Origin of the sequence: Acidisoma silvae, from assembly GCF_020618775.1 — a bacterium.
GTDB lineage: Bacteria > Pseudomonadota > Alphaproteobacteria > Acetobacterales > Acetobacteraceae > Acidisoma > Acidisoma silvae.
In genome coordinates, this window is sequence record NZ_JAESVB010000001.1 from 756,344 (window position 1) to 780,132 (window position 23,789).

The window sequence follows — 23,789 nt, forward strand, 5'->3', positions numbered from 1 at the left end:
AGTGTGCGACGGAAAGGATGCGGGTATGGATGGCGGCCAGTCTGAGCAGAGCACCTTCAAGCTGCATAGCTCGCACTGGGGCATATTCTCGGCCCGGCGTAACGGTGACCGGCTGGACGTGCGTCCCTATGCCGACGATCCCGACCCCAGCCCGATGCTCGGCAATTTCACCAATGCCCTGAACCATCCCGCGCGCATTGCCCAACCGATGATCCGCCAAGGCTGGCTGGAACGCGGGGCCGGGCCGGATGCGCGACGGGGGCGGGAGGCTTTCGTGCCGGTCTCCTGGGATGTGGTCACGGATCTGCTGGCGGGGGAATTGCGGCGCGTCCGCGATGGGCACGGGCCGGGCGCCGTTTTCGGCGGATCCTACGGCTGGGCCAGCGCCGGGCGCTTTCACCATGCGCAAAGCCAGATCCATCGCTTTCTCAATATCGCCATGGGCGGCTATGTCCGCTCGGTCAATAGCTACAGCGCCGGCGCTTCGGCCGTCATCGTGCCGCATGTGCTCGGCGATTACAGCGGCCTGACCATGCATAACGTCACCTGGCAGCAGGTGGCGGAGGAAACCGAGGTCGTGCTTGCTTTCGGCGGCCTGGCCCTGAAAAATTCCGCCGTGGCCGGTGGCGGTATCAGCCAGCATGTCGAGCGCGGTGCAATTGCCGCCGCGCGCGCACGCGGCTGCCGATTTCTGCTCTTCGGCCCCTTGCGCCCCGATATGCCGGCGGAGGCCGAGGCGGAATGGATCAATCTGGTGCCGGGCACGGATACGGCGCTGATGCTCGCGCTGGTCTATTGTCTGGTCAAAGACAACAAGCACGATATCGGCTTTCTCGAACGCTATTGCGTGGGCTGGGAAAAGTTCGAGGCCTATGTGCTGGGCGTGACCGACGGCCAGCCCAAAACGGCGGCCTGGGCGGAAGCGATTAGCGGCGTGCCGGCGGCACAGATCGCAGCGATCGCCAGTCAATTGGCAGGAAAGCGTGTGCTGGTGACGGTCGCGCATTCCCTGCAGCGGTCCGAACATGGCGAACAGCCGGTCTGGATGGGCGCCGTGCTGGCGGCGGTGCTGGGGCAATACGGTCTGCCCGGCGGCGGCTTCGGCTATGCCATGGGTGCCATCGGCTATTACGGGCGACGCAATAACGCCGTGCCGGGCCCCACCTTGGGCCAGGGGCAGAATGGCGTCGAGGATTTCATTCCCGTCGCGCGGATCGCGGATATGCTGCTCAATCCCGGCGAGCGCTACCGGTATAATGGCGAGACGCGGCGCTATCCCGATATCCGGCTGGTCTATTGGGCCGGCGGCAATCCCTTTCATCACCACCAGGATCTCAACCGGCTGCGGCAGGCTTTCGCCCGCGTCGATACGCTGGTCGTGCATGAACAGGCCTGGACCGCGACGGCCCGCCACGCCGATATCGTGCTGCCCGCCACCATGTCTCTGGAACGGGAGGATATCGGCTATAGCAGCAACGATCCGGTTATGGTGGCCATGCACCGGCTGGCCGAGCCTTATGGCGAGGCGCGTGACGACTACACCATCTTCGCGGGTCTAGCGGCGGCCCTGGATGTGGGGGAGCGCTTTACTGAAGGGCGGGACAGCCGGGCCTGGCTCGCGCATCTTTATGAGCGAACTCGCAGCGCGCTCGAAGCGCAGAACCTGCCCGCGCCCGGCTTCGCCGAATTCTGGGAGCAGGGGAAGCTGGTCGTCCCGCAAAAACCCGATGACGGCGGCTATCTGCGCGCCTTCCGCGACGACCCCGACACGCATCCGTTGAAGACGCCAAGCGGCAGGATCGAAATATACTCGGAGACGATCGCGGGGTTCGGCGAGGCGGATTGTCCGCCGCATCCTGCCTGGATGGACAAGCGGTCTGCGCCGGATCGGGCCGCGCCCTTCTATCTTGTCGCAAACCAGCCGGCGACGCGGCTGCATAGCCAGTTGGATTTCGGCGCCTTCAGCCAGAGTTCCAAGCATCGCGGCCGCGAAGTCGCCACGCTCCATCCGGCCGATGCGGCCGCGAAGGGCATTGCGGATGGCGACATCATAAAATTGTTCAATCAACGCGGCGCCTGTCTGGCGGCGGCAAGGCTCAGCGATGGGGTAAGCCCTGGCGTCATTCAGTTGGCGACCGGCGCTTGGTATGACCCGCAGGATCCGGAGGACGAGAAGCCTTTATGCGTCCATGGTAACCCCAATGTGCTGACACTCGATGTCGGCACATCCAATCTCGCTCAGGGTTGTACCGGGCAGTTAACGGCTGTGAATGTCGAAAAGTTTGAGGGCAATCTGCCGCCGATTCGTGCGTATGAGCCGCCGCGCGGCGCCCTGTTGAAGGCCGGAGACTAAGCCGTGGCAAACCGCTCCAGCGCTGCCAGAAGCGCCGCGCGCGTCCCCGGTTCCAGCGCCGAATGCCCGGCATCGGGCACCATGGTCAGCCGTGCCGCCGGCCATTGCGCCAGAAGGTCCAGTGCGCTGACCGGCGGGCAGACCATGTCGTAGCGGCCCTGCACGATCTCAGCCGGAATATGCCGGATGCGGTCCATATGGCCCAGCAGCCCCTCGGGCGGCAGAAACAGGCGATGGGCGAAGTAATGCGCCTCGATCCGCGCGAGGCCCAGCGCCGCGCGGTCACGCGAAAAGCTGGAGACCAGTTCGGGATGCGGCAGCAGGGTGCTGCACGAACCTTCATAGACCGACCAGGCGCGGGCCGCCGGCCCATGCACGCGCGGGTCCGGATCGTTCAGGCGGCGGCGATAGGCGTTCAGCAGGTCGCCGCGCTCCTCTTCCGGCAGCAGGCCGGTGAATTGCGCGTGCGCCTCGGGGAAGACATGCCGGATGCCATGCAGGAACCAGTCGACCTCGCTCTCGCGACCCAGAAAAATGCCGCGCAGCACACAGGCGCTGACGCGGTCGGGATGGGCCTGGGCATAGGCCAGTGCCAAAGTGGAACCCCAGGATCCGCCGAACAGCAGCCAGCGCTCGATGCCCAGATGCCGGCGCAGCATCTCGATATCCGCGATCAGATCCGGCGTGCTGTTCGCCTCCACGCGGCCAAGTGGGCGGGACCGTCCGGCGCCGCGCTGGTCAAACAGCACCACGCGCCAGATGCGCGGATCGAAAAAGCGGCGGTGGACGGAGCCTGCCCCCGCGCCGGGACCGCCGTGCAGAAACAAAGCCGCCTGACCCGCCGGATTGCCCGTCTGCTCCCAATAGACCGAATGCCCGTCGCCGACCGACATATAGCCGGATCCATAGGGCGCGATCTCGGGGAAGAGTTCGCGCCGGGAGCCGGATGTCTCTCGGGAGAAGGCGGGTGGCGCCATGAGGTTTGGGGCCTTAAGCCGAAATCGCCTGGGCGAGCGCCCGGGTGATGGTGTTGCAGACATGGTCCAGTTGCGCGTCCGTCAGATCGGGATGGATCGGCAGGGCCATGATGCGGGTCGCGATATCCTCGGAGACGGGCAGAGCACCGCCTTCATGGTGTTCCGCATAGGCCGGCTGATGGTGCAGCGGCTTCGGGTAATAGACGGCGGTGGAGACGCCCTCGGCCTTGCAGGCCTCCTGCACGGCGGTGCGTGTTGCGCTATCCGGCAGCAGCACGGAATAGACTGCCCAGGCAGAGGTGCTGTCGGCGACGCGCGCCGGCACGGTCAGCAGATTGCCCAGGCGCTGGTCGTAAGTGCGTGCGATTGCCTCGCGCCGCGCCAGTTCAGCGTCGAAAACCGTCAGCTTGGCGAGCACGACAGCCGCCTGTAGCGTGTCGAGCCGGCCGTTGATGCCGATGCGCTGCACGTCATAACGCTGCTTGCCTTCGCCATGGGTACGCAGGGAGCGATAGAGTGCCGCGCGTTCATCCGATTGCGTGAACAGCGCGCCGCCGTCGCCATAGCCGCCGAGCGATTTGGAGGGGAAGAAACTGATGGCGGTGCAATCGGCCTGGCTGCCCAGCGGGTTGCCATGCAGGCTGGCGCCGAAAGCCTGGGCGCAATCGTCGATGGTGAGAAGCCCGTGCGTCTCGGCAATTTTGGCGAGCCCGTCCCAGTCCGCCGGCTGGCCGAACAGATCGACGCCGACGACGGCGCGGGGCCTGAGCTTGCCGGCCTGCCGCACGGCGGCGATGCGGCGTTCAAGATCGGCCAGATCCATCTGGAAGGTGCGCGGGTCGATATCGACGAAGACCGGCGTGGCACGGAGCAGCAAAGGCACTTCGGCGGTCGCCGTATAAGTGAAGGCGGGCAGAAACACGGCGTCGCCGGGGCCGATATCCTCGGCCATCATGGCGATCAGCAGGGCGTCGGTGCCGGAACTGACGGCAATACAATGGGCCGCACCAGCGCGGCGGGCGAGCTCGGCTTCCAGTTCGGCGACTTCGGGGCCCATAACGAACTGGCAATGGGCCAGAACGGTGTCGATGCGTCGGCGCATCTCGGGCCCGATACGGGCTTGCTGGGCCTTCAGATCGAGAAAAGGCACCGGGCCGTTGGCTGAGGGTGCTGGGACAGGGTCAGGCTTCTGGATCACGCTCATGCCCGCGTTTTACGGGCTCCTGGGCGGTTTAGGAAGGTTCGACCAGCGAAGGGCAGGGTCGTCAGCCGGGCGTTATGGCTGCCCGCGCGATGAAATTTTTGGGATTGAGGATCGCGATCCCGCGCCAGGGATGCAGCCGCAGCAGGTGATCGTCACTGGAGACGATGACGTCGGCACGCCCCGCATGGGCAAGGGCGAGATATTTGTCGTCCTTGGGGTCCGCGCATTCGTGGATATCGATGGTGACGGATATCAGAATTGCGGCGTCGACGAGTGTGTCCAAAAGCTGAGCCCGTCGCGCCACAGGCGCAAAACGATCGAACTTCGGACGAAATAACACCTCCCTATACTCGTCTCTTACCTCTCGGGAGATGATCATCTGGTTGTGAGGGCTGAGAGCCGCCTCAAGGGCAAGGTCCGGAGGACTGTCGCGCTTGAGCGCCGCAGAAATGATGACCGATGTGTCTACCACAACGATCATGCGTGGCGTTCAGCGCGCCATGCTTTCAGTTCCTCGTCGACGTCGTCATCCGTTAGCCCATTGGCATGGGCTTCCTGCTTGAGGTCTGCAATCGCGCGCATCACCCTGGATTGAGCTCGCCGCCGCCGCATCAGTTCACTGACATACCGGCCAATTTCCAGCCGCTCTTCAGCGCTTGCCAAAGCCTCTGCCGTTTCGGCATCGACCGGGATCAGCACATCAATGAGATTGTCCATGATCGCCTCCTGCCAGACAGTATAGCGATCCTGTCGGTTTAAAGCTTCAGCTTTTCGCCAGCCCCGCGACGCCGGCGATGGTCAGCAGCTTCTCCCGGACGTCATCCGGGATGAGGGTGGACTGGCCGGTCGCGGTTTCGACCATCACCATTACTTCCCGACCCATGGCGACACAGCGGTCACCATGGAAAATCGCCTGGATGACGGTGACCGAACTGCGGCCGATCTTCACCACGGCCGACCCGAGATCGAGGCTTGCCGGCCAATGCACCTCGGCGCGGTAGTCGATCTCGACGCGGGCGAGCACGGTATGCTTGCCGTTATGCAGCCCGATCGGCAATCCGCAGGCCTGGGCCAGGGTCGTGCGGCCCGTTTCCAGATAGGCGGCGTAGGAGACGTTGTTGACATGGCCTTGCGCGTCCGTGTCGGAATAACGCACCTGTTCCCGGCCCCAGACGCGATAGGTCTCGCGCAGCGTCGGGTCGTATTCGGGTTCCATCTCAGACGGCTTCCGCAACCGTGCCGACAAGGCCGCCGGCAAATTCGCTGGCGACGAACGGCCGCAGGTCGCCGACCTTTTCCCCCACGCCTACCGCATGAACCGGCAGGCCGAATTCCTCGGCCAGAGCAACGACGATGCCGCCGCGCGCCGAGCCGTCCAGCTTGGTCACGACCAGACCATCGACCTGCACGAGGTCGCGAAACACCTGAACCTGATTGATGGCATTCTGGCCCGTCGTCGCGTCCAGCGTGAGCACGATGGAATGCGGCGCTGAGGGATCGAGCTTGCGGATGACGCGAATGATCTTTGCCAGTTCATCCATCAGCGCGGATTTGTTGTGCAGGCGCCCGGCGGTATCGACCAGCAGAACGTCGATCCCCTCCTGCTTGGCGCGTTCCAGCGCGCCATAAGCGAGGCCGGCGGCGTCGCCATCCTGCTTGCCGGTCACGACCGGCGCGCCCGTGCGCTCGCCCCAGATCTGCAATTGCTCGACGGCGGCGGCACGGAAGGTATCGCCTGCCACCAGCATGGGGCGCAGCCCCTGGTCGCGATAGAATTGCGACAGCTTGCCGATGGTCGTGGTCTTGCCGGTGCCGTTGACGCCGACCATGAGCACGACATGCGGCGCATGGGCCGGGTCGATCACTAACGGGCGGGCGACGGGGTCGAGAATCTTAGTGATTTCCTCGGCCAGGGCCGATTTGATTTCCTCATCCGTCACTTCCTTGCCGAAGCGGGTGCGGCGGAAGCTGGCGATGACCTTTGCGGCTGCTTTGGGGCCAAGATCGGCCGCGATCAGCAGCTCCTCCAGCTCCTCCAGCGCCTCGTCATCTAGCTTGCGCTTGGTGAAGACGGCGGTGATGCCGCTGGACAGCTTCTGGGTGGAGCGTGACAGCCCCTCCTTCAGCCGGGAGAAAAATCCGGAAAGCGCCATGTCAGATGCTCATAGACTGAGAGAGATGACCGCTCACGCGGCCAGAAGCCCGTCGGCATCGCTGCCGGTCACGGTCACGGTGACGATCTGCCCGGGTACGGCGTCCAGGCTTAGACGCACGGGGCGAAAATGCTCGGAATGGCCGCGCGTTTCGGTTTCCGCCAGCACGCGGACGGTCTGCCCAATATGCAGCGCGTCGAAGCGCGCCTCGGCCGCAGCGCCCGCCGCCCGCAGCCGTGCGGCGCGTTCCTTCCGCACCGCTCTGGGGACAGACGGCATCCGCGCCGCCGGCGTGCCACTGCGTTCAGAATAGGGGAAGACATGCAGCATGGTGAGGTCGGCTTCCTCGACCAGCGCCAGGGTTTCCGCGAAGCTTTCATCGGTCTCGGTCGGGAAGCCGGCGATGAGATCGGCCCCAAACGCAATGCCGGGGCGCAGGCTCCGGGCGCGCTGCGTCACGGCCAGAACGTCGGCGCGCAGATGGCGGCGCTTCATGCGCTTGAGGATGATATCCGACCCCGCCTGGATCGACAGATGCAGATGCGGCAGCAGGCGCGGCTCATCCGCGATCAGCTTCCACAGGTCTTCGTCGATTTCGCAGGGGTCGAGGGAGGACAGCCGCAGGCGCGGCAGTTCCGGCAGCAGCGCCAGCAGGCGGCGCACCATCTGGCCCAGCGGCGGCTGGCCCGGCAGGTCATGCCCATAGCTGGTGATATCGACGCCGGTCAGCACGATTTCCTGATAGCCGTTTCCGATCAGGCTGCGGCACTGGTCCAGGATGGCGCCCAAGGGTACGCTGCGGCTGGGACCACGGCCGAAGGGAATGATGCAGAAGGTGCAGCGATGATCGCAGCCCTGCTGCACCTGCACGAAGGCGCGCGCGCGGCCGGCGAATTCCGTTACCAGATGCGCCGCCGTTTCCTTCGCCTGCATGATGTCCGAGACGGCGGAGGGGGAATCGGCCTGCCAATGGGCGGCGTCCAGCTTCTCGGCATTGCCCAGCACGCGGGAAACGCCGGGGAGTGTCCCCCAGGTTTCGGGCGCGATCTGCGCCGCGCAGCCGGTAACGACGATCTTGGCATCGGGCCGCTCGCGCGCCAGACGGCGAATGGCCTGCCGCGCCTGCCGTTCGGCTTCCGATGTGACGGCGCAGGTATTGACGATGATGGTGTCGGACAGCCCGGCCTCGCGCGCATGGCCGCGCATGACCTCGCCCTCATAGGTGTTCAGCCGGCAACCGAAGCTCAGCACATCGACCGTCACGCTGCGATCTCCAGCGCAGCGTCCGGCGGCAGGGTGATGCTGCCGGTAAAACTGGTCTCGGCCGGGCCGGTCATCAGCACATGGCCGTTGCTTTCGCGCCATTCGATGATGAGCTTGCCACCGTCGAGGATCATCTCGGCCCGGCGGCCTGTCAGCCCCCGGCGCGCGGCATTGACAAGGGTGGCGCAGGCGCCGGACCCGCAGGCGAGCGTGAGCCCCGCGCCACGTTCCCATACCCGCAGTCTGATACGCTCGGGGGACAGAATCTCTGCAAAACCGATATTGGCGCGGTCGGGGAAGAGCGCATCGGTTTCGAAACGTGGGCCGAGGCTGGTGATGGGTGTGGCCGCCACGCTGTCCACGAAGAATGTCGCGTGCGGATTGCCCATGGAGCACGCAGCGGGGTCGCGGGCCACACCTTCGGCCAAGGGCAGATGCAGCGTGTCCATCTCAGCCCCAAGCGGCACCTGATCCCAGTCCAGGCGCGGCGCGCCGAGATCGACGGTGATGGAGTCGTCCGCATTCAGCACGGAAGGCAGATCGCCGGAAATGGTGCGGATGGTGATGCGATCGCGGCCCAGCTCCCGCCCGACCAGTTGCGCCACGCAGCGCGTCGCATTGCCGCAGGCCCCGGCCTCGCTGCCGTCCGGATTATGGATGCGCATGAAGACATCCGCGCCACGGCTACCCGGTTCCAGGCTGATGAGCTGGTCGCAGCCGATGCCAAGCCGCCGATCCGCCAGATGGCGGATGCGCGGAGCTGTCAGGTCCAGAGCCCGGGTCCGTCCGTCGAGAATGACGAAATCGTTCCCCGCTCCATGCATCTTCATGAAAGGGACAAGCATAGACGGGTTATAGGTGCCGCCGCCCGGCATCGGAAGAGCAATTGCCGGAGGCTCTGGGTTGCCTGTGATGGAGGAATGGATGCGGCGGCGGGCTTGGCTGATGGCCGGAATGGCTTTTGCGGTGACGGCGGGATTGGGCAGCGGGGTGGCGCGCGCCTCCGACCGGTCCTCCCCGGTCGGGAATTGGCAGACGATCGACGATAAGACCAACAAGCCCAGCGGCACGATGGTGATCTATCAGCGCGACGGCCTGCTGTTCGGCCGCGTGACCAGCATCGCGGATCCCAAGATGCAGACGGTGCTGTGCCATGATTGCGACGGCTGGGCCGAGAACAAGCCGGTCATGGGGTTGGAAGTGCTGCGCGATATGCATCCGAATGGTGCGCAATGGGACGGCGGCACCATCCTGAACCCGCAGGATGGGCATGTGTATCACTGCCGCATGCATCTTGGGCCGGAAGGGCAAACTCTGGTTCTGCGTGGCTATATCGGCCTGCCCATGCTGGGCCGCACCCAGACTTGGCAGCGTCTGCCGGGGTGAGGGCAGGGCTGACCCCGGAGGCTTCCGGCCTCCGGGGTCAAAAAATCGCGGGCAATGCAAATTGCCCCTAGACGACCGGTCTAATCAGGGCTACTCAGAATGCCATGAGCAGTTCAGCCGCACATGAAACCTCGGATGTCCGGGACAACATCCTCGAAACCGGCCAGCGTATCATGGCGGGGAAAGGGTTCTCGGCCGTTGGTTTGAACGAGGTTCTGACGGCGGCCAGCGTGCCGAAAGGGTCTTTCTACCATTACTTCGCGTCGAAAGATGCTTTCGGAGAAGCGCTGCTTGAGCGTTACTTCGAGGATTACCTAGCCGAGATCGACAAGACGCTGGCTGAGCCGGGCCTGACCATGGCGCAGCGGCTGATGAATTACTGGCGGCAATGGCAGGAAACGCAGTCCTTTTTCGACTGCCAGGGCAAATGCCTTGCCGTGAAGCTGGGGGCGGAGGTGGCCGACCTGTCGGAAGCGATGCGCCTGTCCCTGAAACGCGGAACCGCCGGCATCATAAGCCGGCTGGGGAAGGCGATTGAAATGGGCGTGGCGGAAGGGTCTTTGTCGGTGACGGATGACCCCAATGATCTGGCGCAAAGCCTGTATGAGCTTTGGCTGGGAGCGAGCGTGATGGTGAAGATCACCCGCACGACCGCGCCTTTCGACGGCGCCTTGGCGACAACCCGCAAACTGCTGAACCTGTCAGCCTAGGGCGGGCCGGTTTTGGTTTGAGTAAGTAATAGACGACCGGTCTAATTCAAAACTGAACAATAGACGGAACGGAGAAGACAGATGAAAATTTTGATGGTGCTGACCTCGCATGACGAGCTGGGCAATACCGGCCGCAAGACCGGCTTCTGGCTGGAAGAGCTCGCCGCCCCCTATTACGCCTTCAAGGAAGCGGGCGCCGAGATCGTGCTGGCTTCGCCGCTGGGCGGCCAGCCGCCGCTCGACCCCAAGAGCAATGAGCCGTCGTTCCAGACTGACCTGACCCGCCGCTTCGAGGCCGATGCCGCCGCCACCGCGCAACTGGCCAGCACCCTTCGCCTGGACAGCGTGACCCAGGCCGATTTCGACACCGTCTTTTATCCGGGCGGCCATGGCCCGCTCTGGGATCTGGCCGAGGACCGCAATTCCATCGACCTCATCCAGTCCTTCATCGGTGCCGGCAAGCCTGTCGCCCTCGTCTGTCACGCGCCGGGCGTTCTGCGCCACGTCAAAACGCCGGACGGCGAGCCGCTGGTTGCGGGCAAAAAGGTCACCGGCTTCGCCAATACCGAGGAAGAAGCCGTGGGTCTCACCCAGGTCGTGCCCTTCCTGGTCGAAGACATGCTGAAGGCCGAAAGCGGCATCTATTCCAAGGGCGATGACTGGGCATCCTATGTCGTCACCGACGGGTTGCTGATCACCGGGCAGAACCCGGGCTCCTCGGCCCAGGCAGCCCAGGTTCTGATCAAGGCCGTGAACGACAAGGCTGGCTGAGACTGATCGAGGAGGGAGGCGCTTTTGCGCCTCCCCAGCTTTCCGCACGCAGCTCGAACAGGAGACGATCATGACGGTCTACACGCGCGACGATATTAAAGCGGCCGGCTGGCTGCGGGAAGAGAATTATATCGGTGGCGCCTGGGTCGCGGCCGATGACGGCCGCACCTACGGGGTGGATGACCCGGCAACCGAAACGCAGATCGGCACCATTCCCTGGGTCGGCCGCACCGAGACGAAGCGCGCGATCGACGCCGCGCAGGCGGCCTTCACCGCCTGGTCGATGACGACGGCAGGCGAACGCGCTGGGCTTCTGGGCCGCATGGCGCAGATCGTCCGCGACAATCTCGACATCCTCGCCAGCATGCTGACGCTGGAACAGGGCAAGCCGCTCGCCGAAGCGCGCAACGAGATGAAGCTCGGCGCAGACTATATCCAATGGTTCGCGGAAGAAGCCCGGCGCATCAATGGCGAGATCATCCCCTCTCCCTGGAAGGACCGGCAGATTCTGGTGACGCGCGAGCCTGTTGGCGTCGTCGGCGCCATCTCGCCCTGGAATTTTCCCTTTTCCATGCTGTCGCGCAAGATTGCGCCGGCGCTCGCCGCCGGTTGCACGATCGTCATCAAGCCGTCGGAATTCACGCCCTATTGCGGTCTGCTCTACGGGGTTCTGGCCGGGATGGCCGGTGTGCCCGCCGGGGTCGTCAATGTCGTGACCGGCGACGGTGCGGCGGTTGGCGGTGAGCTCACCCAAAACCCGCTTGTGCGCAAGATCACCTTCACCGGCTCCACCCGCGTCGGCAAGCTGCTCTACAAGCAATCCGCCGATACGATGAAGAAACTGTCGATGGAACTGGGCGGTAACGCGCCGACCATCATCTTCGATGACGCCGACCTGGAACTGGCGGTCGAGAACGCCATTGCCGGCAAGTTCCGCAATACCGGGCAGACTTGCGTCTGCACCAATCGCTTCTATGTGCAGGACGGCATCTATGACGCCTTCGCCGCGCGCCTGACGGAGCGCGTGCGGCAGATGAAGGTCGGCAATGGTTTCGATGCGGGTGTCGAGCAAGGCCCGCTGATCAATCAGGCCGCCGTCGCCAAGGTCGAAGCCCATGTGCAGGATGCCAAGGCCAAGGGTGGCCGCGTGCTGCTGGGCGGCAAGCGCCATGCGCTGGGTGCCACATTCTACGAGCCGACGGTCATTGCCGATGCAACGCCCGATATGCTCATCGCGCATGAGGAAACCTTCGGCCCGGTTGCGGCCCTGTTCCGCTTCACGACGGAGCAGGAAGGGGTGGACGCGGCCAATGCCACGGAATTCGGCCTCGCCGCCTATTTCTTCACGAAGGATCTGGCACGCACCTTCCGCGTTGCCCGCGCCATCCAAAGCGGCATGATCGGCATCAATGCCGGTGTCATCACCACGCCGGAAGCGCCCTTCGGTGGCGTCAAGGATAGCGGCATCGGCCGCGAGGGCTCGACCCACGGCGTCGAAGACTATCTCAACATCAAATATCTGAGCCTCGGCGGGCTGTAACGCCAATCGCCTGCCACAGACTTTATCGAGAAAGACTAGCAGCTATGGAATATGGCGCTCTTTTCGAGCCGACCAAGCTCGGCTCGCTGAGTTTAAAAAACCGCATCGTCCTGCCGCCGCTGACGCGGCAGCGGGCAGGGCAACCCGGCAATGTCCCGACCGCGCTCATGGCACAGTATTACGCGCAGCGGGCCGGCGCCGGCTTCATGGTGACAGAAGGCGCGCAGATCGAACCGCGCGGCCAGGGCTATGCCTGGACGCCGGGCATCCACAGCCCGGCGCAGATCGCCGGATGGCGCCAGGTGACGCGCGCGGTCCATGCCGAAGGCGGTGTCATCTTTGCCCAGCTTTGGCATGTCGGCCGCGTATCCCACACAGATTTGCAGCCGAATGGTGCGGCCCCCATCGCACCCTCCGCCATCCAGGCGCAGAAGGTGAAAGCCTTCGTCGAAACCGGCCCCGGCACCGGCAGGCTGGTGGAGCCCAGCCTGCCGCGCGCGCTGACCCTGCCTGAGATCGGTGAACTCGTGGAACTCTATGCCCAGGCCGCGCGGAATGCGATCGCGGCCGGGTTCGACGGCGTCGAGATCCATGCCGCGAACGGTTATCTGGTCAACCAGTTCATCTCCGCCCATGCCAATCATCGCGATGATGATTATGGTGGATCGCTGCAAAACCGCCTGCGCTTCCTGCGCGAGATCGTGCGGGCGGTCAGCGCGACCATCGGCGCGGATCGTCTCGGTGTGCGCTTCACACCGCTTTTCACCAGCACGGATCAGGATCGCGTCTATATCGGATTGGTGGAGGAAGACCCGCACCAGACCTATATCGAGGCGATCAAGGTGCTGCAGGACGCGGGCATCGCCTATCTGTCCATCGCCGAGGCCGATTGGCCGAACGCGCCGGATTTGCCTGAGACATTTCGCGCCGCGGTGCGGCAGGCCTTCAGCGGCCGGATCATCTATGCCGGTCTCTACACGGCGGAGCGTGCCGCGCGCGCGGTGGAAGCCGGCCTTGCCGACCTCATCGCCTTCGGCCGGCCTTTCATCGCCAATCCGGATTTGCCGCAGAGAATTGCAAACGGCTGGCCGCTGAACGCGATTGAACAGGCAACGCTCTACGGCGGTGCGGAAAAAGGTTTCACGGATTATCCCGTCTATTCAGAAGAACATGCTGACACAATGGAAGAAGTATGATCATGAGCCAGGGTATTAAGGGCAAGGTCGTCCTGATCACGGGCGGCAGCACGGGCATCGGCGCCGAGGTCGCGCGCCTACTGGCATCACGCGGGGCGCAAGTCGCGGTGGCGGCGCGCAGAAAAGACAAGCTGGATGGCGTCGTGTCGGAAATCACCACGGCGGGCGGCATGGCACGCGCCTATGCGCTGGACGTCACTGACAAGAAACAGGTGGAGAGCGTCGTCGCGGCCGTCGTCGCCGATTTCGGCAAGATCGATGTGCTGATCAATAATGCTGGGTTGATGCCCATCCGCCCGATGTCGGAAGTGAATACCGATGAATGGGACGCGATGATCGACGTCAATCTGAAAGGCACGCTGTATGGTATCGCGGCGGTGCTGCCGCGCTTCATCGCCCAGGACAGCGGCCATATCATCAATCTGAGTTCGGTCGCCGGCATCAAGGTCTTCGCGCCGGGCGGCACGGTCTATTCCGGCACGAAATTCGCGGTCAGCGCGATTTCGGAAGGGCTGCGGCAGGAAGTGGGCGAGACAATCCGCGTCACCTCCATCGAACCGGGCGCGGTGGACAGCGACCTCAAGCACAGCACCTCCGGCACGGCGCAGGACACGGTGCTGGAATTCTACAAGCAGGCCATTCCGGCGGCCTCGGTCGCGCGGGCCATCGCCTTCGCGATCGAACAGCCCGATGATGTCGATATCAATGAGATCGTCATCCGGCCGACGAAGCAGGTGTTCTGATTGCCGCGATCAGCGGCTCAATCGGCTGCCGCCGCAAAGCGCGTGCGGTAGGCGGAAGGGCTTGTGCCCAGGCTGCGGTTGAAATGATGCCGCAGCACCGCCGCCGACCCGATGCCGCTGGCGACGGCGACCGCCTCCACCGGCAGGCGCGTCGTCTCCAGCAGGTCGCGCGCGCGGGTCAGCCGCGCCGCCAGCAGCCAGGCGCCGGGGCTTTGGCCCGTTGTCTCGATGAAATGCCGATGCAGGGACCGCAGGCTGAGCGCGGCCTCGGATGCCATGCGCGACGCCGGCCAGTCCTCATCCAGCCGGTTTTGCACAAGATCGAGCAAGGGCGCGATGCGGGTGCCGCTGTGGCGTTCGGGCGCCAGCGGCGTCTCGACATATTGCGCCTGGCCACCCTGGCGATGGGCGGGAAGCACCAGGCGCTTGGCCACCTGATTGGCTTTGGCCGGTCCCCAGTCCCGTCGCACCAGATGTAGGCAAAGATCCAGCCCGGCGGCGCTGCCGGCGGCCGTGAGCAGATTTCCCTCATCGACATAAAGCACGTCGGGCAGGAAGCGGATCGACGGATGTCGGGTCTGCAAGGCTGCGGCATAGCGCCAATGGGTGGTCGCCCGACTGCCGTCCAGCAGGCCGGTGGCCGCAAGGACGAAGGCACCGGAACAGAGCGACAGCAATCGCGCGCCGCGCGCATGGGCGGCGACCAAAGCGTCGCACAGGGCCGGCGGCACCGGCTCGTCCACGCCGCGCCAGCCGGGAATGATGATGGTGCCAGCCTGGGTCAGCAGATCGAGCCCGCCATCGACCGTGACGGATAGGCCGCCGGTGGCGCGCAATGGGCCGGGTTCGATCCCCGCCACCGCAAAGCGATACCAGGCATCGCCATATTCCGGCCGGGGCAGGCCGAAGACCTCCACCGCGCAGCCGAATTCGAAGGTGCAAAGCCCGTCATAGGCCAGCACGACGGCAAGCGGGCTTGGCATGATATCGATGGTCATAGGCAATTCTGCCACTCACGGCCTTTATCCGCCAGCGGCAATCTGTGCGGGAGAGAGAAAGGAGCCCTCATCATGAATGCTGTGACCGATATCGCCTTTGCTGCCTCGGCCGAGGCTGAAGCCCATTTCGCCCGGCGGCTGTCGCTGGAAACCGATTGCGCCGACGTGAACGCGGCCATGAGCGGCGGCGCGCCCGGCTTCGTCCTGCTGGACGTGCGGGGGCCGGCCGCTTTCGCCAAGGCGCATCTGCCGGGGGCGGCCAACCTGCCGCATGGACAGATGACAGAGGCGCGGATGGCGGAATGGCCCGAAGGCACGTTGTTTGTGGTCTATTGCGCCGGGCCGCATTGCAATGGCGCCGACCGGGCCGGTCGGCGGCTGGCGCGGCTCGGCCGGCCGGTGAAGCTGATGCTGGGCGGCATGACGGGCTGGGCGGATGAGGGGTTTGGGTTCGCCGCAAGCTGATATGGATCAGGTTCTTATAGGAAAGCCTTTCAGCCCAAAGGCTGGAGTTGCAAGAAAATATCGTCATTCCCGGCCTTGTGCCGGGAATCCATGCGTAGGGGCGCCCAAAGGCCTGGATGCCCGGCACAAGGCCGGGCATGACGGTAAATTGGGCGATTCCGATCCAATAGGAGCGCTCCGGCTATCGAAAACCCTTATGCAATCGCATACGGCGATCCCGTATATGGCTCTGTGCGTAATTTCCGTGCGGAGAAGCAACGGTGCAGAACAAAGATCGTATCGTGATACCGGCCGATCCGGGTGATTCGGAAGATTTCGACGTGACGGCCGAAGCCTTGGAGCAAGCGTACCGCGCCCGAATGATCCGGGTGACGCGGACGAAGCTGGGCCTGTCTCAGCCGGAATTCGCAGCGCGGTTCAAGATGCCCGTGGGCACCCTGCGCGATTGGGAGCAGGCGCGTGTCATGCCGCCGGATTTTGCGATCGCCTATCTGCGCGTGATCGCGCGGCATCCTGATATGGTGGAAGAGGTCTTGGCGCGGGCGACGGTATAAATTCCGGCGCAATGGCCGTTCAAGGACCGATGACTTCGTGATAGGATAAGGCATGGACGTTATTTTGACCCTCGATCAAGAGCGCCTTGTCGCCGATGCCGTGGCTGTTGGGCGCTTTCAGCGCCCAGAGGATGTGGTGCGGGAGGCGCTGACGCTGTGGGAACGTCGCGAGCGTGAGCTTGCGGCCTTCCGTGTCGATCTCGACCGTATAGAGGCATCGATGGCGGCGGGCGATGCAAGGCCTGTCAAGGAAGAGTCTATGCGCGAGTTGGTCGACTCCGTGAAGCGTCGTGGGCGTGAGCGGCTTGCCGAGAAGGCCGCGCGACAGGGCTGATGGCCTGTTTCCGATCCGCTGATGCTGATCGGGATTTGGATGATATCTGGATTCACGTCCTAACCGAAAGCGGCAGTCCGCAGGTGGCTGACGATGCGCTGGACGCCTTAGCCCGCAGTTTTCTGGCCCTGGCGCGCTTTCCCGGCATCGGCCGGGTTAGAGATCAGGCATTCGGTCAAGGGCGTCGAAGCCTCGTGTCCGGCGACTATCTCATTATCTATATGGTCCAGGGCTCAGACGCTTGGGTTATGCGCGTTATCCATGGACGTCGAGACATCGCGGCGATTTTGTCTGGTGACGCGACCTAGCCGCCACCCACGGCGCAATCCTGCCGCCACAATCCCCGCGCTTGCGAGGAGGCCAGGGGTTCGCTATACGCCGCCCCTCGTTCGTCTGTGGTCCGGGCCTGGAATGGGCATGCCCGGCCGCGACGCCTGATCGAGCCCGCAGATCGCGGATCCCTCGGCCAGGGCAATCTGAAGGAGACCAAAATGCCCAAGATGAAGACCAAGTCGTCGGTCAAGAAGCGGTTCAAGATCACCGCGACCGGCAAGGTTTTGGCTGGCCCCGGCAACAAGCGCCATGGCCTGATCAACCGCTCTCAGAAAATGAAGCGTACCAACCGCGGCTCCCAGACGCTGACCGAAATGGACGGCAAGACGGTGAAGCAGTGGGCCCCCTACGGGCTGGCGTGAGAGAGAGGATCTGATCAATGGCACGTGTTAAACGCGGCGTAACCACCCACGCCCGGCACAAGAAGGTTCTGGACCAGTCCAAGGGCTTCGTTGGCCGTTCCTCCACCAACTACCGCATCGCGCTCGAGCGCCTGGAGAAGTCTCTTCAGTACGCTTACCGCGATCGCCGGAACAAGAAGCGCGAATTCCGCGCGCTTTGGATCCAGCGTATCAACGCCGCCGTCCGTGAACAGGGCATGACCTACAGCCAGTTCATCTTCGGCCTGAAGCAGGCGAATATCGAGCTGGACCGCAAGGTTCTCTCGGCCATCGCTTTCGACGACGCTGAAAGCTTTGCGGCCATCGTGTCGCAGGTTAAGGCCGTCCTCGACGCCGCGCCCGCCGCGGCAGCTTGATTGCGCGGCGCCTGAGGGCGCCCGTGAACAGGTGACTTGATTGAGAGGGCTGCCGCAGCAAACGGCAGCCCTTTTCTTTTTTCCGGAGCCTTTCAGATGTCCGACGATCTCCTCGCCCTGCAGGCGGAAGCCGAGGCAGCCATTGCCCAGGCCGCAGACCCCCGCGCGCTCGATGCGGTGCGTGTCGCCTTTATGGGCAAGCAGGGGCGGATCACCGGCCTGCTGCGGTCGCTCGGCCAGGTGGCGCCGGAGGAGCGGAAGGCGCGCGGTGCGGCCGTTAACGCTTTGCGTGACGGTCTGGAAGGCGTGCTCTCCGCCCGGCAGAGCGTCATCGACGCGGCGGCCCTGGAAGCGCGTCTGGCGGCTGAACGCATGGACGTGACCCTGCCGCCGGCGCCTGAGGTGCGGGGCAGCATCCATCCCATCAGCCGTACCATGGAAGAGATGACGGCCATCTTCGGCAGTATGGGCTTCACGGTCGCGGAAGGGCCGGAAGTCGAGGCCGACTGGTACAATTTCGGTGCGCTGAACATCCCGGCGCATCATTCCGCGCGCAGCGACATGGATACCTTCTACCTGCCGGGCGACCATGAGGGCTACCCGCTGGTCATGCGCACGCATACCAGTTCGGTGCAGATCATTTCCATGCTGTCCGAGCCGCCGCCGCTGCGCCTCATCGTGCCGGGCCGCACCTATCGCGCCGACCATGACGCGACGCATAGCCCGATGTTTCATCAATGCGAGGGCATCGTGCTGGATCGTGGCATCACGCTGGCCCATCTCAAAGGCTGCCTGACCGATTTCCTGCGCAGCTTCTTCGGCATCGCCCATCTGCCGATCCGCTTCCGGTCCAGCTACTTCCCCTTCACCGAGCCGTCGATGGAAGTCGATATCGGCTGGAACCGCCGTACCGGTGAAATCGGCGGTGGCGGCGACTGGCTGGAGATCCTGGGCAGCGGCATGGTGCATCCGAAGGTGCTGGCCAATTGCGGCATCGACCCGCGCGAATGGCAGGGCTTTGCCTTCGGCATGGGCATCGAGCGCGTGACGATGCTGAAACACGGCATTTCCGATCTGCGCCTGTTCTACGAAAGCGATATCCGCTGGCTGAAGCATTACGGCGCTTCACCTTTTCAGCCGGCCACCCTGCACGAGGGCGTGTAAGCTCATGATCAGCACCCTCTCCAATCATATCGTCATCCCGGGCTTGATGCCGGGGATCTACCCGCACGGGCGCCAGGACGGCGTTTGGGCACCCCACCGGGTAGATGCGCGGGTCAAGCCGTGGGCGGCCCCGCCCGCGCATGACACATATTCCGAACATCAGGCCGGGGAGCGCTAAGTTATGAAATTCACTCTCTCCTGGCTGCGCGAGCATCTGGATACCGATGCCTCGCTGGAAACCATTACCGACAAGCTGACCGGCATCGGGTTGGAGCTTGAAGGCATCGAAAACCCGGGTGCCGCACTAGCTCCCTTCCGCATCGGCTACATCATCGAGGCGGTGCAGCACCCGAATGCGGATCGGCTGCGCGCCTGCACCGTGGATGCGGGCGAGGGGCCGGTGTCCGTCGTCTGCGGCGCGCCCAATGCGCGCACCGGGCTGAAGGTTGTCTTCGCACCCGTGGGCGCCACAATCCCGGCCAACGGCATGGTGCTGAAGGCCGGCGAAATTCGCGGCGTCGCCTCCAACGGCATGCTGTGCTCGGCCCGCGAACTGGGCCTGGGCGAAGATCATGACGGCATCATCGAATTGCCGGAAGATGCCCCCGTCGGCGCGCGTTTCGTGGACTATAAGGGGCTGGACGAGCCGGTGATCGAAATCGCCGTCACGCCGAACCGGGGCGATGCGCTGTCCGTGCGCGGCGTGGCCCGTGACTTGGCGGCTGCCGGCATCGGCGTGCTGAAGACCTGGGAACCGGAAGCGGTGCCGTCCAAGGGTTCCAGTGCCGTCAACTGGAAGATCGAAGGCACCGAGGCCTGCCGCTGGGTGCTGGGCCGCACCGTGCGCGGTGTGAAGAACGGGCCGAGCCCGGCCTGGCTACAGGATAGGCTGCGCGCCATCGGCCTGCGGCCGATCAGCGTCCTGGTCGATATCACCAATTTCTTCACCATCGACCTTGGCCGCCCGCTGCATGTCTTTGACGTGGCAAAGCTGCGCGGCGACACACTCACCATCCGCAGCGGTCATGGCGAAAGCTTCCTGGCGCTGAACGGCAAGGAGGTCACCGTCACGCCCGATGACTGCGTGATCGCCGATGCCGAAAGCGTCGTCTCGCTGGCCGGCATCGTCGGTGGCGAGGAGACGGGCTGCACCGAAACGACGACGGATGTCTTCATCGAATGCGCCTGGTTCGATCCGGTCGCCATTGCCCTGTCGGGTCGTCGCCATCAGGTGGCATCCGACGCCCGCGCGCGCTTCGAGCGCGGGATCGACGCCGCGCTGATGCCTGCGGCGCTTGAGGCCGCAACCCAGATGGTCATCGCGCTGTGCGGCGGCGAAGCTTCCGAGACCGTCTCGGCCGGGGCCGAGCCTGATTGGCGCCGCACGGCAAAGCTGCGTTTCGACCGCCTGCAAAACTTCGCCGGCGCCGATATCGCCCGCGACGAGGCTGAGGGCATTCTGCGCCGCCTCGGCTTCGGTCTGGCCTCCAGCGACGAGGACAGCATCACCGTTCATGTGCCGTCCTGGCGCAACGACATCGCCGGGAAGGGCGCGCTGGAACCCGCACGCGTTCTGACGCCGGACGTGCTGGAGCGTGTCTCGGCCGGTGTCGCGGTCATTGAGCCCGAGGTCGACCTGCTGGAGGAAGTGCTGCGCATCTGGGGCATCGACCGGGTGGAGCCCGTGTCCCTGCCGCCGCTGAGCGCGGTGCCGGGCGCGACCTTAACGCCGCGTCAGGGCCGCGCGCTGACCGTCAAGCGTCTGCTCGCAAGTCGTGGGCTGAGCGAGGCCGTCACCTTCAGCTTCGCCGATCACAAGGTCGCAGAACTTTTCGGTGACGCGCCGGAAAGCCTGCGCCTCGTCAACCCGATCGCCTCCGACCTCGATCAGCTGCGCGCGACGCCCCTGATCACCCTCGCACTCGCGGCTCAGCGCAATGCCGCGCGGGGCTTTGGCGATCATGGCCTCTTCGAAGTCGGGCCGGCCTTCCATGACGGCGTGCGTGGCGGCCAGCAGGTGGTCGCTGCCGGCATGCGTCTGGGGGAGACGCCGCGCAACTGGCTGGAACCGGCGCGGGGCGTCACGGCGCTTGATGCCAAGGCCGATGTCTGGGCGGCATTGACCGCGCTGGGCCTGCCGCTGGAAGCGCTGAGCGTGACCACCGATGCGCCCGGCTATTACCATCCCGGCCGTTCGGGCGTCGTGCGCCAGGGGCCGAAAGTGGTGCTGGCCCGCTTCGGCGCGCTGCATCCCACTCTGATCCGCGCGCTCGATCTGCCGCAGCACGCGGTTGCCTTCGAGATTTTCCTCGACGCCATCCCTGAGCCGAAGCGCCGCAAGAAGGCAGCGCCCGAGCTTTCGGCCTTCCAGCCGGTGCGGCGCGATTTTGCCTTCGTGGCCGCCAGCGACGTCGCGGCGGAATCGGTGCTGAAAGCAGCGCGCGGGTCGGTGCGCGAGCTTATTGCCGGCGTTTCGCTCTTCGACGTCTATGAGGGCGAGAAGATGGAACCGGGCCGCAAGTCCCTCGGTGTGGAAGTCGTCTTTCAGCCGAAGGACCGCAGCCTGACGGATGCCGAGATCGAGGAAGCGTCGGCGAAAGTGATTGCCGCTGTCACCAAAGCGACCGGCGCCACGTTGCGGTAACCCTGCTAGCATCGCGGCGGGAGGATTGTGCGATGATCAACCGCCGCCGATTGCTGCAACTTGGGGGAAGTGTCGCGCTGGGCTCGGCCTTGCCTCTAGGCGCGATGCAGGCGGAAGCCTGCACCCGTGTGCTGTGGAACAATCCCGGACGGCAGGTGCTCGTTGGCCGCACCATGGATTGGCCGGAATCCACCGAGCCCAAGCTTTATGCCCTGCCTGCGGGCCTAGCACGGGATGGCGGCAAGCTCGGCCCGCATGTCGTGGTGCCGCAGAACCCGCTGCGCTGGCGCGCCCGCTACGGCAGCCTGATCGCCGCCGCCTATGACCTTGGCGCGGTGGATGGCGTGAACGCCCGAGGCCTCGCCGGACATCTTCTTTATCTCACCGAAACGGATTTCGGTGCGCGGGATGTGACCCGCCCGGGACTTCAGGCTGGGTTGTGGCTGCAATATGCGTTGGATTGCGCAGCGACGGTGGCGGAGGCGTTGGCGCTGCTGGCCCCGGTGCAGCCCGTCATGATCGAAGCGGAGGGGCATAAGGCCAGCGTGCATCTGGCGATCGAGGATGCCACGGGCGATTCCGCGATCATCGAATATATCGGCGGACAGGCGGTCATCCATCACAGCCCCGAGGACCGGGTTATGACGAATGACCCGCCTTATGCGCAGCAGCTTGTGCTGCTGAAGCAGATGCAGAGCGACCCGGCCTTCATCCATCCCAGCCGCAACACGCCTTTGCCGGGCAACGTGAATCCGGTGGACCGCTTCCAGCGCGCGTCCTTCTTTTCGCAATTCCTGCCGGAACCGAAGACGGAGCGGGACGCGACGGCGGCCATGTTTTCCATCATGGCCAATGTCTCGGTACCCATCGGCGCGCCCTATAAGGATTTCGGCACCTACAACACCGAATACCGTTCGGTGATCAATCTCTCGACGCGAACCTATTATTTCCAGCTGACGACCGTGCCGAGCGTGAGCTGGACGCGGCTGGACGGGCTCGACTTGAAGGCAGGGGCGCCGGCTTTGACGCTGGACCCCGATGGCGTCGATATCGGCGGTGACGTCGTGCGCCGCTACCGGCCCGTCACGCCGCCTTTCTGACCCAGCGATAAATGAGAGGGCTTGCCGTGAATCCTCAGAAACTGGCGCTGGTCACCGGCGCATCGAGTGGGCTTGGCATCGCCCTGGCCGAAGATCTGGCTGGGCGGGGCTATGACCTGATCCTGACGGCCCGGTCGGAAGCGCCGATGCAGGCGCTGGCCGCGACACTGCGCGCGCAGCACGGCATCGCGGTTGCGGTGGAAGTCGCTGATCTTTCCCTGCCGGGCAGCGTGGCCGCGCTGGTGGCCAGGCTGGACGGGCAGGGACTGCATCCCACGATGCTGATCGCCAATGCCGGCTTCGGTCTCAATGAACGCTTCGTTGACCATGATGGCGCGCGGCTGACGGCGATGCTGCAACTCAATATTCTGTCGCTCGCCGAACTCACGGAGGTTTACGGCGCGCGGATGAGCGCCGTGGAGACGGGCCACATCATGCTCGTCGCCAGCATCGCCGCCTTCCAGGCGGTTCCACTACTCGGCGCCTATGCCGCGTCGAAAGCCTTCGTGCTGTCTCTGGGTGAGGCGATGCATGTGGAACTGGCGCCCAAAGTGGGCGTGACCGTGCTTTGCCCCGGTTTCATGGAAACCGGTTTCGGCGCCGTCGCGGGTTTCGAGCCCGATGCCATGACCAAGCGCACGGCGCTGTCGGCCGAGACGGTGGCGCGCATGGGCGTTGCCGCCATGCTGAAGGGGCAGCCGGTCGTCGTGGCCGGGCGTCTCAATAGGATCATGGTCGCTGGCGCGCGGCTGATCCCGCGCATGATGGCCGCGCGCATCGCCTTTCGCGCGGCAGGGGGCAAGGGGTGATGGGTTAGAACGGGCGTCTTGCCGTGCGCGTCTGCGGCAGGCGCCGCTCATGCTGGCGCGCGCGTTCATGCCGGGCGCGCGAGCCGAGCATATGATGGACGGCGACCCAGCAGATGATGCCGAGGCCAGCGGGCACGCCGAAAAAAGCGACCACGCCGTACCAGTTTCCCCCAAGCCAGCTCATGTCTCGTGTCCTTCCAAAACCAGCCGCACAGGGCCGGACGGGTATCGACAGCAAAGCGAGCGACGTCTTTTTATGGCGGTGAGTGTGGACCGTTTTCCGGGGCAAAGGAAGCGAATTGCCCGTGAAGCCGCGCACCCTAGGCGGGCGGCCA

Annotated in this window: 27 protein-coding genes; 17 read left to right on the forward strand and 10 right to left on the reverse strand. The window is 64.7% G+C overall.

Going from position 1 to position 23,789, the window contains the following annotated elements; translation table 11 throughout:
* Positions 1-25: 25 nt before the first annotated feature.
* Positions 26-2,353, forward strand: coding sequence for a molybdopterin-dependent oxidoreductase (locus ASILVAE211_RS03595; protein WP_227319902.1), 2,328 nt, complete (start codon positions 26-28; stop codon positions 2,351-2,353).
* Here ASILVAE211_RS03595 and pip read toward each other — a convergent pair.
* From pip to dapF, 8 genes are all read right to left on the reverse strand, one after another.
* A complete protein-coding gene (pip, locus tag ASILVAE211_RS03600) occupies positions 2,350-3,330 on the reverse strand; it encodes a prolyl aminopeptidase (RefSeq protein ID WP_227319903.1) in 981 nt (326 codons plus the stop codon). The two genes, ASILVAE211_RS03595 and pip, sit on opposite strands and share 4 nt — an antisense overlap.
* Positions 3,331-3,343: 13 nt before the next feature.
* Positions 3,344-4,534, reverse strand: coding sequence for a DegT/DnrJ/EryC1/StrS family aminotransferase (locus tag ASILVAE211_RS03605; RefSeq protein WP_319799528.1), 1,191 nt, complete (start codon positions 4,532-4,534; stop codon positions 3,344-3,346).
* Positions 4,535-4,595: 61 nt separating this feature from the next.
* A complete protein-coding gene (locus tag ASILVAE211_RS03610) occupies positions 4,596-5,015 on the reverse strand; it encodes a putative toxin-antitoxin system toxin component, PIN family (protein WP_227319904.1) in 420 nt (139 codons plus the stop codon).
* Complete coding sequence (locus ASILVAE211_RS03615) at positions 5,012-5,251, reverse strand: hypothetical protein (protein ID WP_227319905.1); 240 nt, start codon at positions 5,249-5,251, stop codon at positions 5,012-5,014. Before ASILVAE211_RS03615 ends, ASILVAE211_RS03610 begins: the two co-directional genes overlap by 4 nt.
* A 46-nt stretch (positions 5,252-5,297) precedes the next feature.
* On the reverse strand, positions 5,298-5,750 hold the full coding sequence (locus tag ASILVAE211_RS03620) for an acyl-CoA thioesterase (RefSeq protein WP_227319906.1): 453 nt from the start codon (positions 5,748-5,750) through the stop codon (positions 5,298-5,300).
* Position 5,751: 1 nt separating this feature from the next.
* Complete coding sequence (ftsY, locus tag ASILVAE211_RS03625; RefSeq protein ID WP_227319907.1) at positions 5,752-6,687, reverse strand: signal recognition particle-docking protein FtsY; 936 nt, start codon at positions 6,685-6,687, stop codon at positions 5,752-5,754.
* A 33-nt stretch (positions 6,688-6,720) separates the two neighbouring features.
* Positions 6,721-7,950: a tRNA (N(6)-L-threonylcarbamoyladenosine(37)-C(2))-methylthiotransferase MtaB gene (gene mtaB / locus ASILVAE211_RS03630; RefSeq protein WP_227319908.1), complete on the reverse strand. Its 1,230-nt coding sequence runs from the start codon at positions 7,948-7,950 to the stop codon at positions 6,721-6,723.
* Positions 7,947-8,795 carry a diaminopimelate epimerase gene (dapF, locus tag ASILVAE211_RS03635; protein ID WP_227320127.1) on the reverse strand — a complete coding sequence of 283 codons (849 nt, stop codon included), beginning with the start codon at positions 8,793-8,795 and terminating at the stop codon, positions 7,947-7,949. The genes mtaB and dapF overlap by 4 nt, the downstream gene beginning before the upstream one ends.
* A 79-nt stretch (positions 8,796-8,874) precedes the next feature.
* On the opposite strand from dapF, the gene ASILVAE211_RS03640 reads away from it, so the two are divergent.
* The 6 genes from ASILVAE211_RS03640 to ASILVAE211_RS03665 all read left to right on the forward strand — a co-directional run bounded on the left by ASILVAE211_RS03640 (position 8,875) and on the right by ASILVAE211_RS03665 (position 14,296).
* On the forward strand, positions 8,875-9,336 hold the full coding sequence (locus ASILVAE211_RS03640) for a DUF2147 domain-containing protein (protein ID WP_227319909.1): 462 nt from the start codon (positions 8,875-8,877) through the stop codon (positions 9,334-9,336).
* Between the two features lie 104 nt (positions 9,337-9,440).
* Positions 9,441-10,046 (forward strand): TetR/AcrR family transcriptional regulator, encoded by a 606-nt coding sequence (locus ASILVAE211_RS03645; RefSeq protein WP_227319910.1) that lies wholly within the window; start codon positions 9,441-9,443, stop codon positions 10,044-10,046.
* 81 nt (positions 10,047-10,127) lie between these two features.
* Positions 10,128-10,817, forward strand: coding sequence for a type 1 glutamine amidotransferase domain-containing protein (locus ASILVAE211_RS03650; RefSeq protein WP_227319911.1), 690 nt, complete (start codon positions 10,128-10,130; stop codon positions 10,815-10,817).
* A gap of 70 nt (positions 10,818-10,887) precedes the next feature.
* Positions 10,888-12,357 carry an NAD-dependent succinate-semialdehyde dehydrogenase gene (locus ASILVAE211_RS03655; RefSeq protein WP_227319912.1) on the forward strand — a complete coding sequence of 490 codons (1,470 nt, stop codon included), beginning with the start codon at positions 10,888-10,890 and terminating at the stop codon, positions 12,355-12,357.
* Positions 12,358-12,401: 44 nt separating this feature from the next.
* Positions 12,402-13,553 carry an alkene reductase gene (locus tag ASILVAE211_RS03660; protein ID WP_227319913.1) on the forward strand — a complete coding sequence of 384 codons (1,152 nt, stop codon included), beginning with the start codon at positions 12,402-12,404 and terminating at the stop codon, positions 13,551-13,553.
* A gap of 2 nt (positions 13,554-13,555) precedes the next feature.
* A complete protein-coding gene (locus tag ASILVAE211_RS03665) occupies positions 13,556-14,296 on the forward strand; it encodes an SDR family oxidoreductase (protein WP_227319914.1) in 741 nt (246 codons plus the stop codon).
* Positions 14,297-14,313: 17 nt separating this feature from the next.
* Here the strand turns inward: ASILVAE211_RS03665 and ftrA are convergent, their stop codons facing one another.
* Entirely contained in the window at positions 14,314-15,294 is a 981-nt protein-coding gene (ftrA, locus tag ASILVAE211_RS03670; protein ID WP_227319915.1) for a transcriptional regulator FtrA, read from the reverse strand.
* A gap of 72 nt (positions 15,295-15,366) precedes the next feature.
* Here ftrA and ASILVAE211_RS03675 point away from each other — a divergent pair, with 72 nt between their 5' ends.
* The 10 genes from ASILVAE211_RS03675 to ASILVAE211_RS03720 all read left to right on the forward strand — a co-directional run bounded on the left by ASILVAE211_RS03675 (position 15,367) and on the right by ASILVAE211_RS03720 (position 23,454).
* Positions 15,367-15,759 carry a rhodanese-like domain-containing protein gene (locus ASILVAE211_RS03675; RefSeq protein WP_227319916.1) on the forward strand — a complete coding sequence of 131 codons (393 nt, stop codon included), beginning with the start codon at positions 15,367-15,369 and terminating at the stop codon, positions 15,757-15,759.
* Positions 15,760-16,019: 260 nt separating this feature from the next.
* On the forward strand, positions 16,020-16,313 hold the full coding sequence (locus ASILVAE211_RS03680; RefSeq protein ID WP_227319917.1) for a helix-turn-helix domain-containing protein: 294 nt from the start codon (positions 16,020-16,022) through the stop codon (positions 16,311-16,313).
* A 52-nt stretch (positions 16,314-16,365) separates the two neighbouring features.
* Positions 16,366-16,647, forward strand: a complete 282-nt coding sequence (locus ASILVAE211_RS03685) for a ribbon-helix-helix domain-containing protein (protein WP_227319918.1) — start codon at positions 16,366-16,368, stop codon at positions 16,645-16,647.
* Positions 16,647-16,955: a type II toxin-antitoxin system RelE/ParE family toxin gene (locus ASILVAE211_RS03690; RefSeq protein WP_227319919.1), complete on the forward strand. Its 309-nt coding sequence runs from the start codon at positions 16,647-16,649 to the stop codon at positions 16,953-16,955. The genes ASILVAE211_RS03685 and ASILVAE211_RS03690 overlap by 1 nt, the downstream gene beginning before the upstream one ends.
* A gap of 183 nt (positions 16,956-17,138) precedes the next feature.
* Positions 17,139-17,342, forward strand: coding sequence for a 50S ribosomal protein L35 (rpmI, locus tag ASILVAE211_RS03695; RefSeq protein WP_114729229.1), 204 nt, complete (start codon positions 17,139-17,141; stop codon positions 17,340-17,342).
* A gap of 17 nt (positions 17,343-17,359) precedes the next feature.
* Positions 17,360-17,737: a 50S ribosomal protein L20 gene (gene rplT / locus ASILVAE211_RS03700; protein WP_227319920.1), complete on the forward strand. Its 378-nt coding sequence runs from the start codon at positions 17,360-17,362 to the stop codon at positions 17,735-17,737.
* A gap of 96 nt (positions 17,738-17,833) precedes the next feature.
* Entirely contained in the window at positions 17,834-18,901 is a 1,068-nt protein-coding gene (gene pheS / locus ASILVAE211_RS03705) for a phenylalanine--tRNA ligase subunit alpha (protein WP_227319921.1), read from the forward strand.
* A 181-nt stretch (positions 18,902-19,082) separates the two neighbouring features.
* Positions 19,083-21,545 (forward strand): phenylalanine--tRNA ligase subunit beta, encoded by a 2,463-nt coding sequence (gene pheT, locus ASILVAE211_RS03710; RefSeq protein ID WP_227319922.1) that lies wholly within the window; start codon positions 19,083-19,085, stop codon positions 21,543-21,545.
* Between the two features lie 32 nt (positions 21,546-21,577).
* A complete protein-coding gene (locus ASILVAE211_RS03715) occupies positions 21,578-22,645 on the forward strand; it encodes a linear amide C-N hydrolase (protein ID WP_227319923.1) in 1,068 nt (355 codons plus the stop codon).
* Between the two features lie 26 nt (positions 22,646-22,671).
* Positions 22,672-23,454, forward strand: a complete 783-nt coding sequence (locus tag ASILVAE211_RS03720) for an SDR family NAD(P)-dependent oxidoreductase (protein ID WP_227319924.1) — start codon at positions 22,672-22,674, stop codon at positions 23,452-23,454.
* A gap of 4 nt (positions 23,455-23,458) precedes the next feature.
* Here ASILVAE211_RS03720 and ASILVAE211_RS03725 read toward each other — a convergent pair whose 3' ends face one another.
* Positions 23,459-23,638 carry a hypothetical protein gene (locus ASILVAE211_RS03725; protein WP_227319925.1) on the reverse strand — a complete coding sequence of 60 codons (180 nt, stop codon included), beginning with the start codon at positions 23,636-23,638 and terminating at the stop codon, positions 23,459-23,461.
* Between the last annotated feature and the right edge of the window lie 151 nt (positions 23,639-23,789).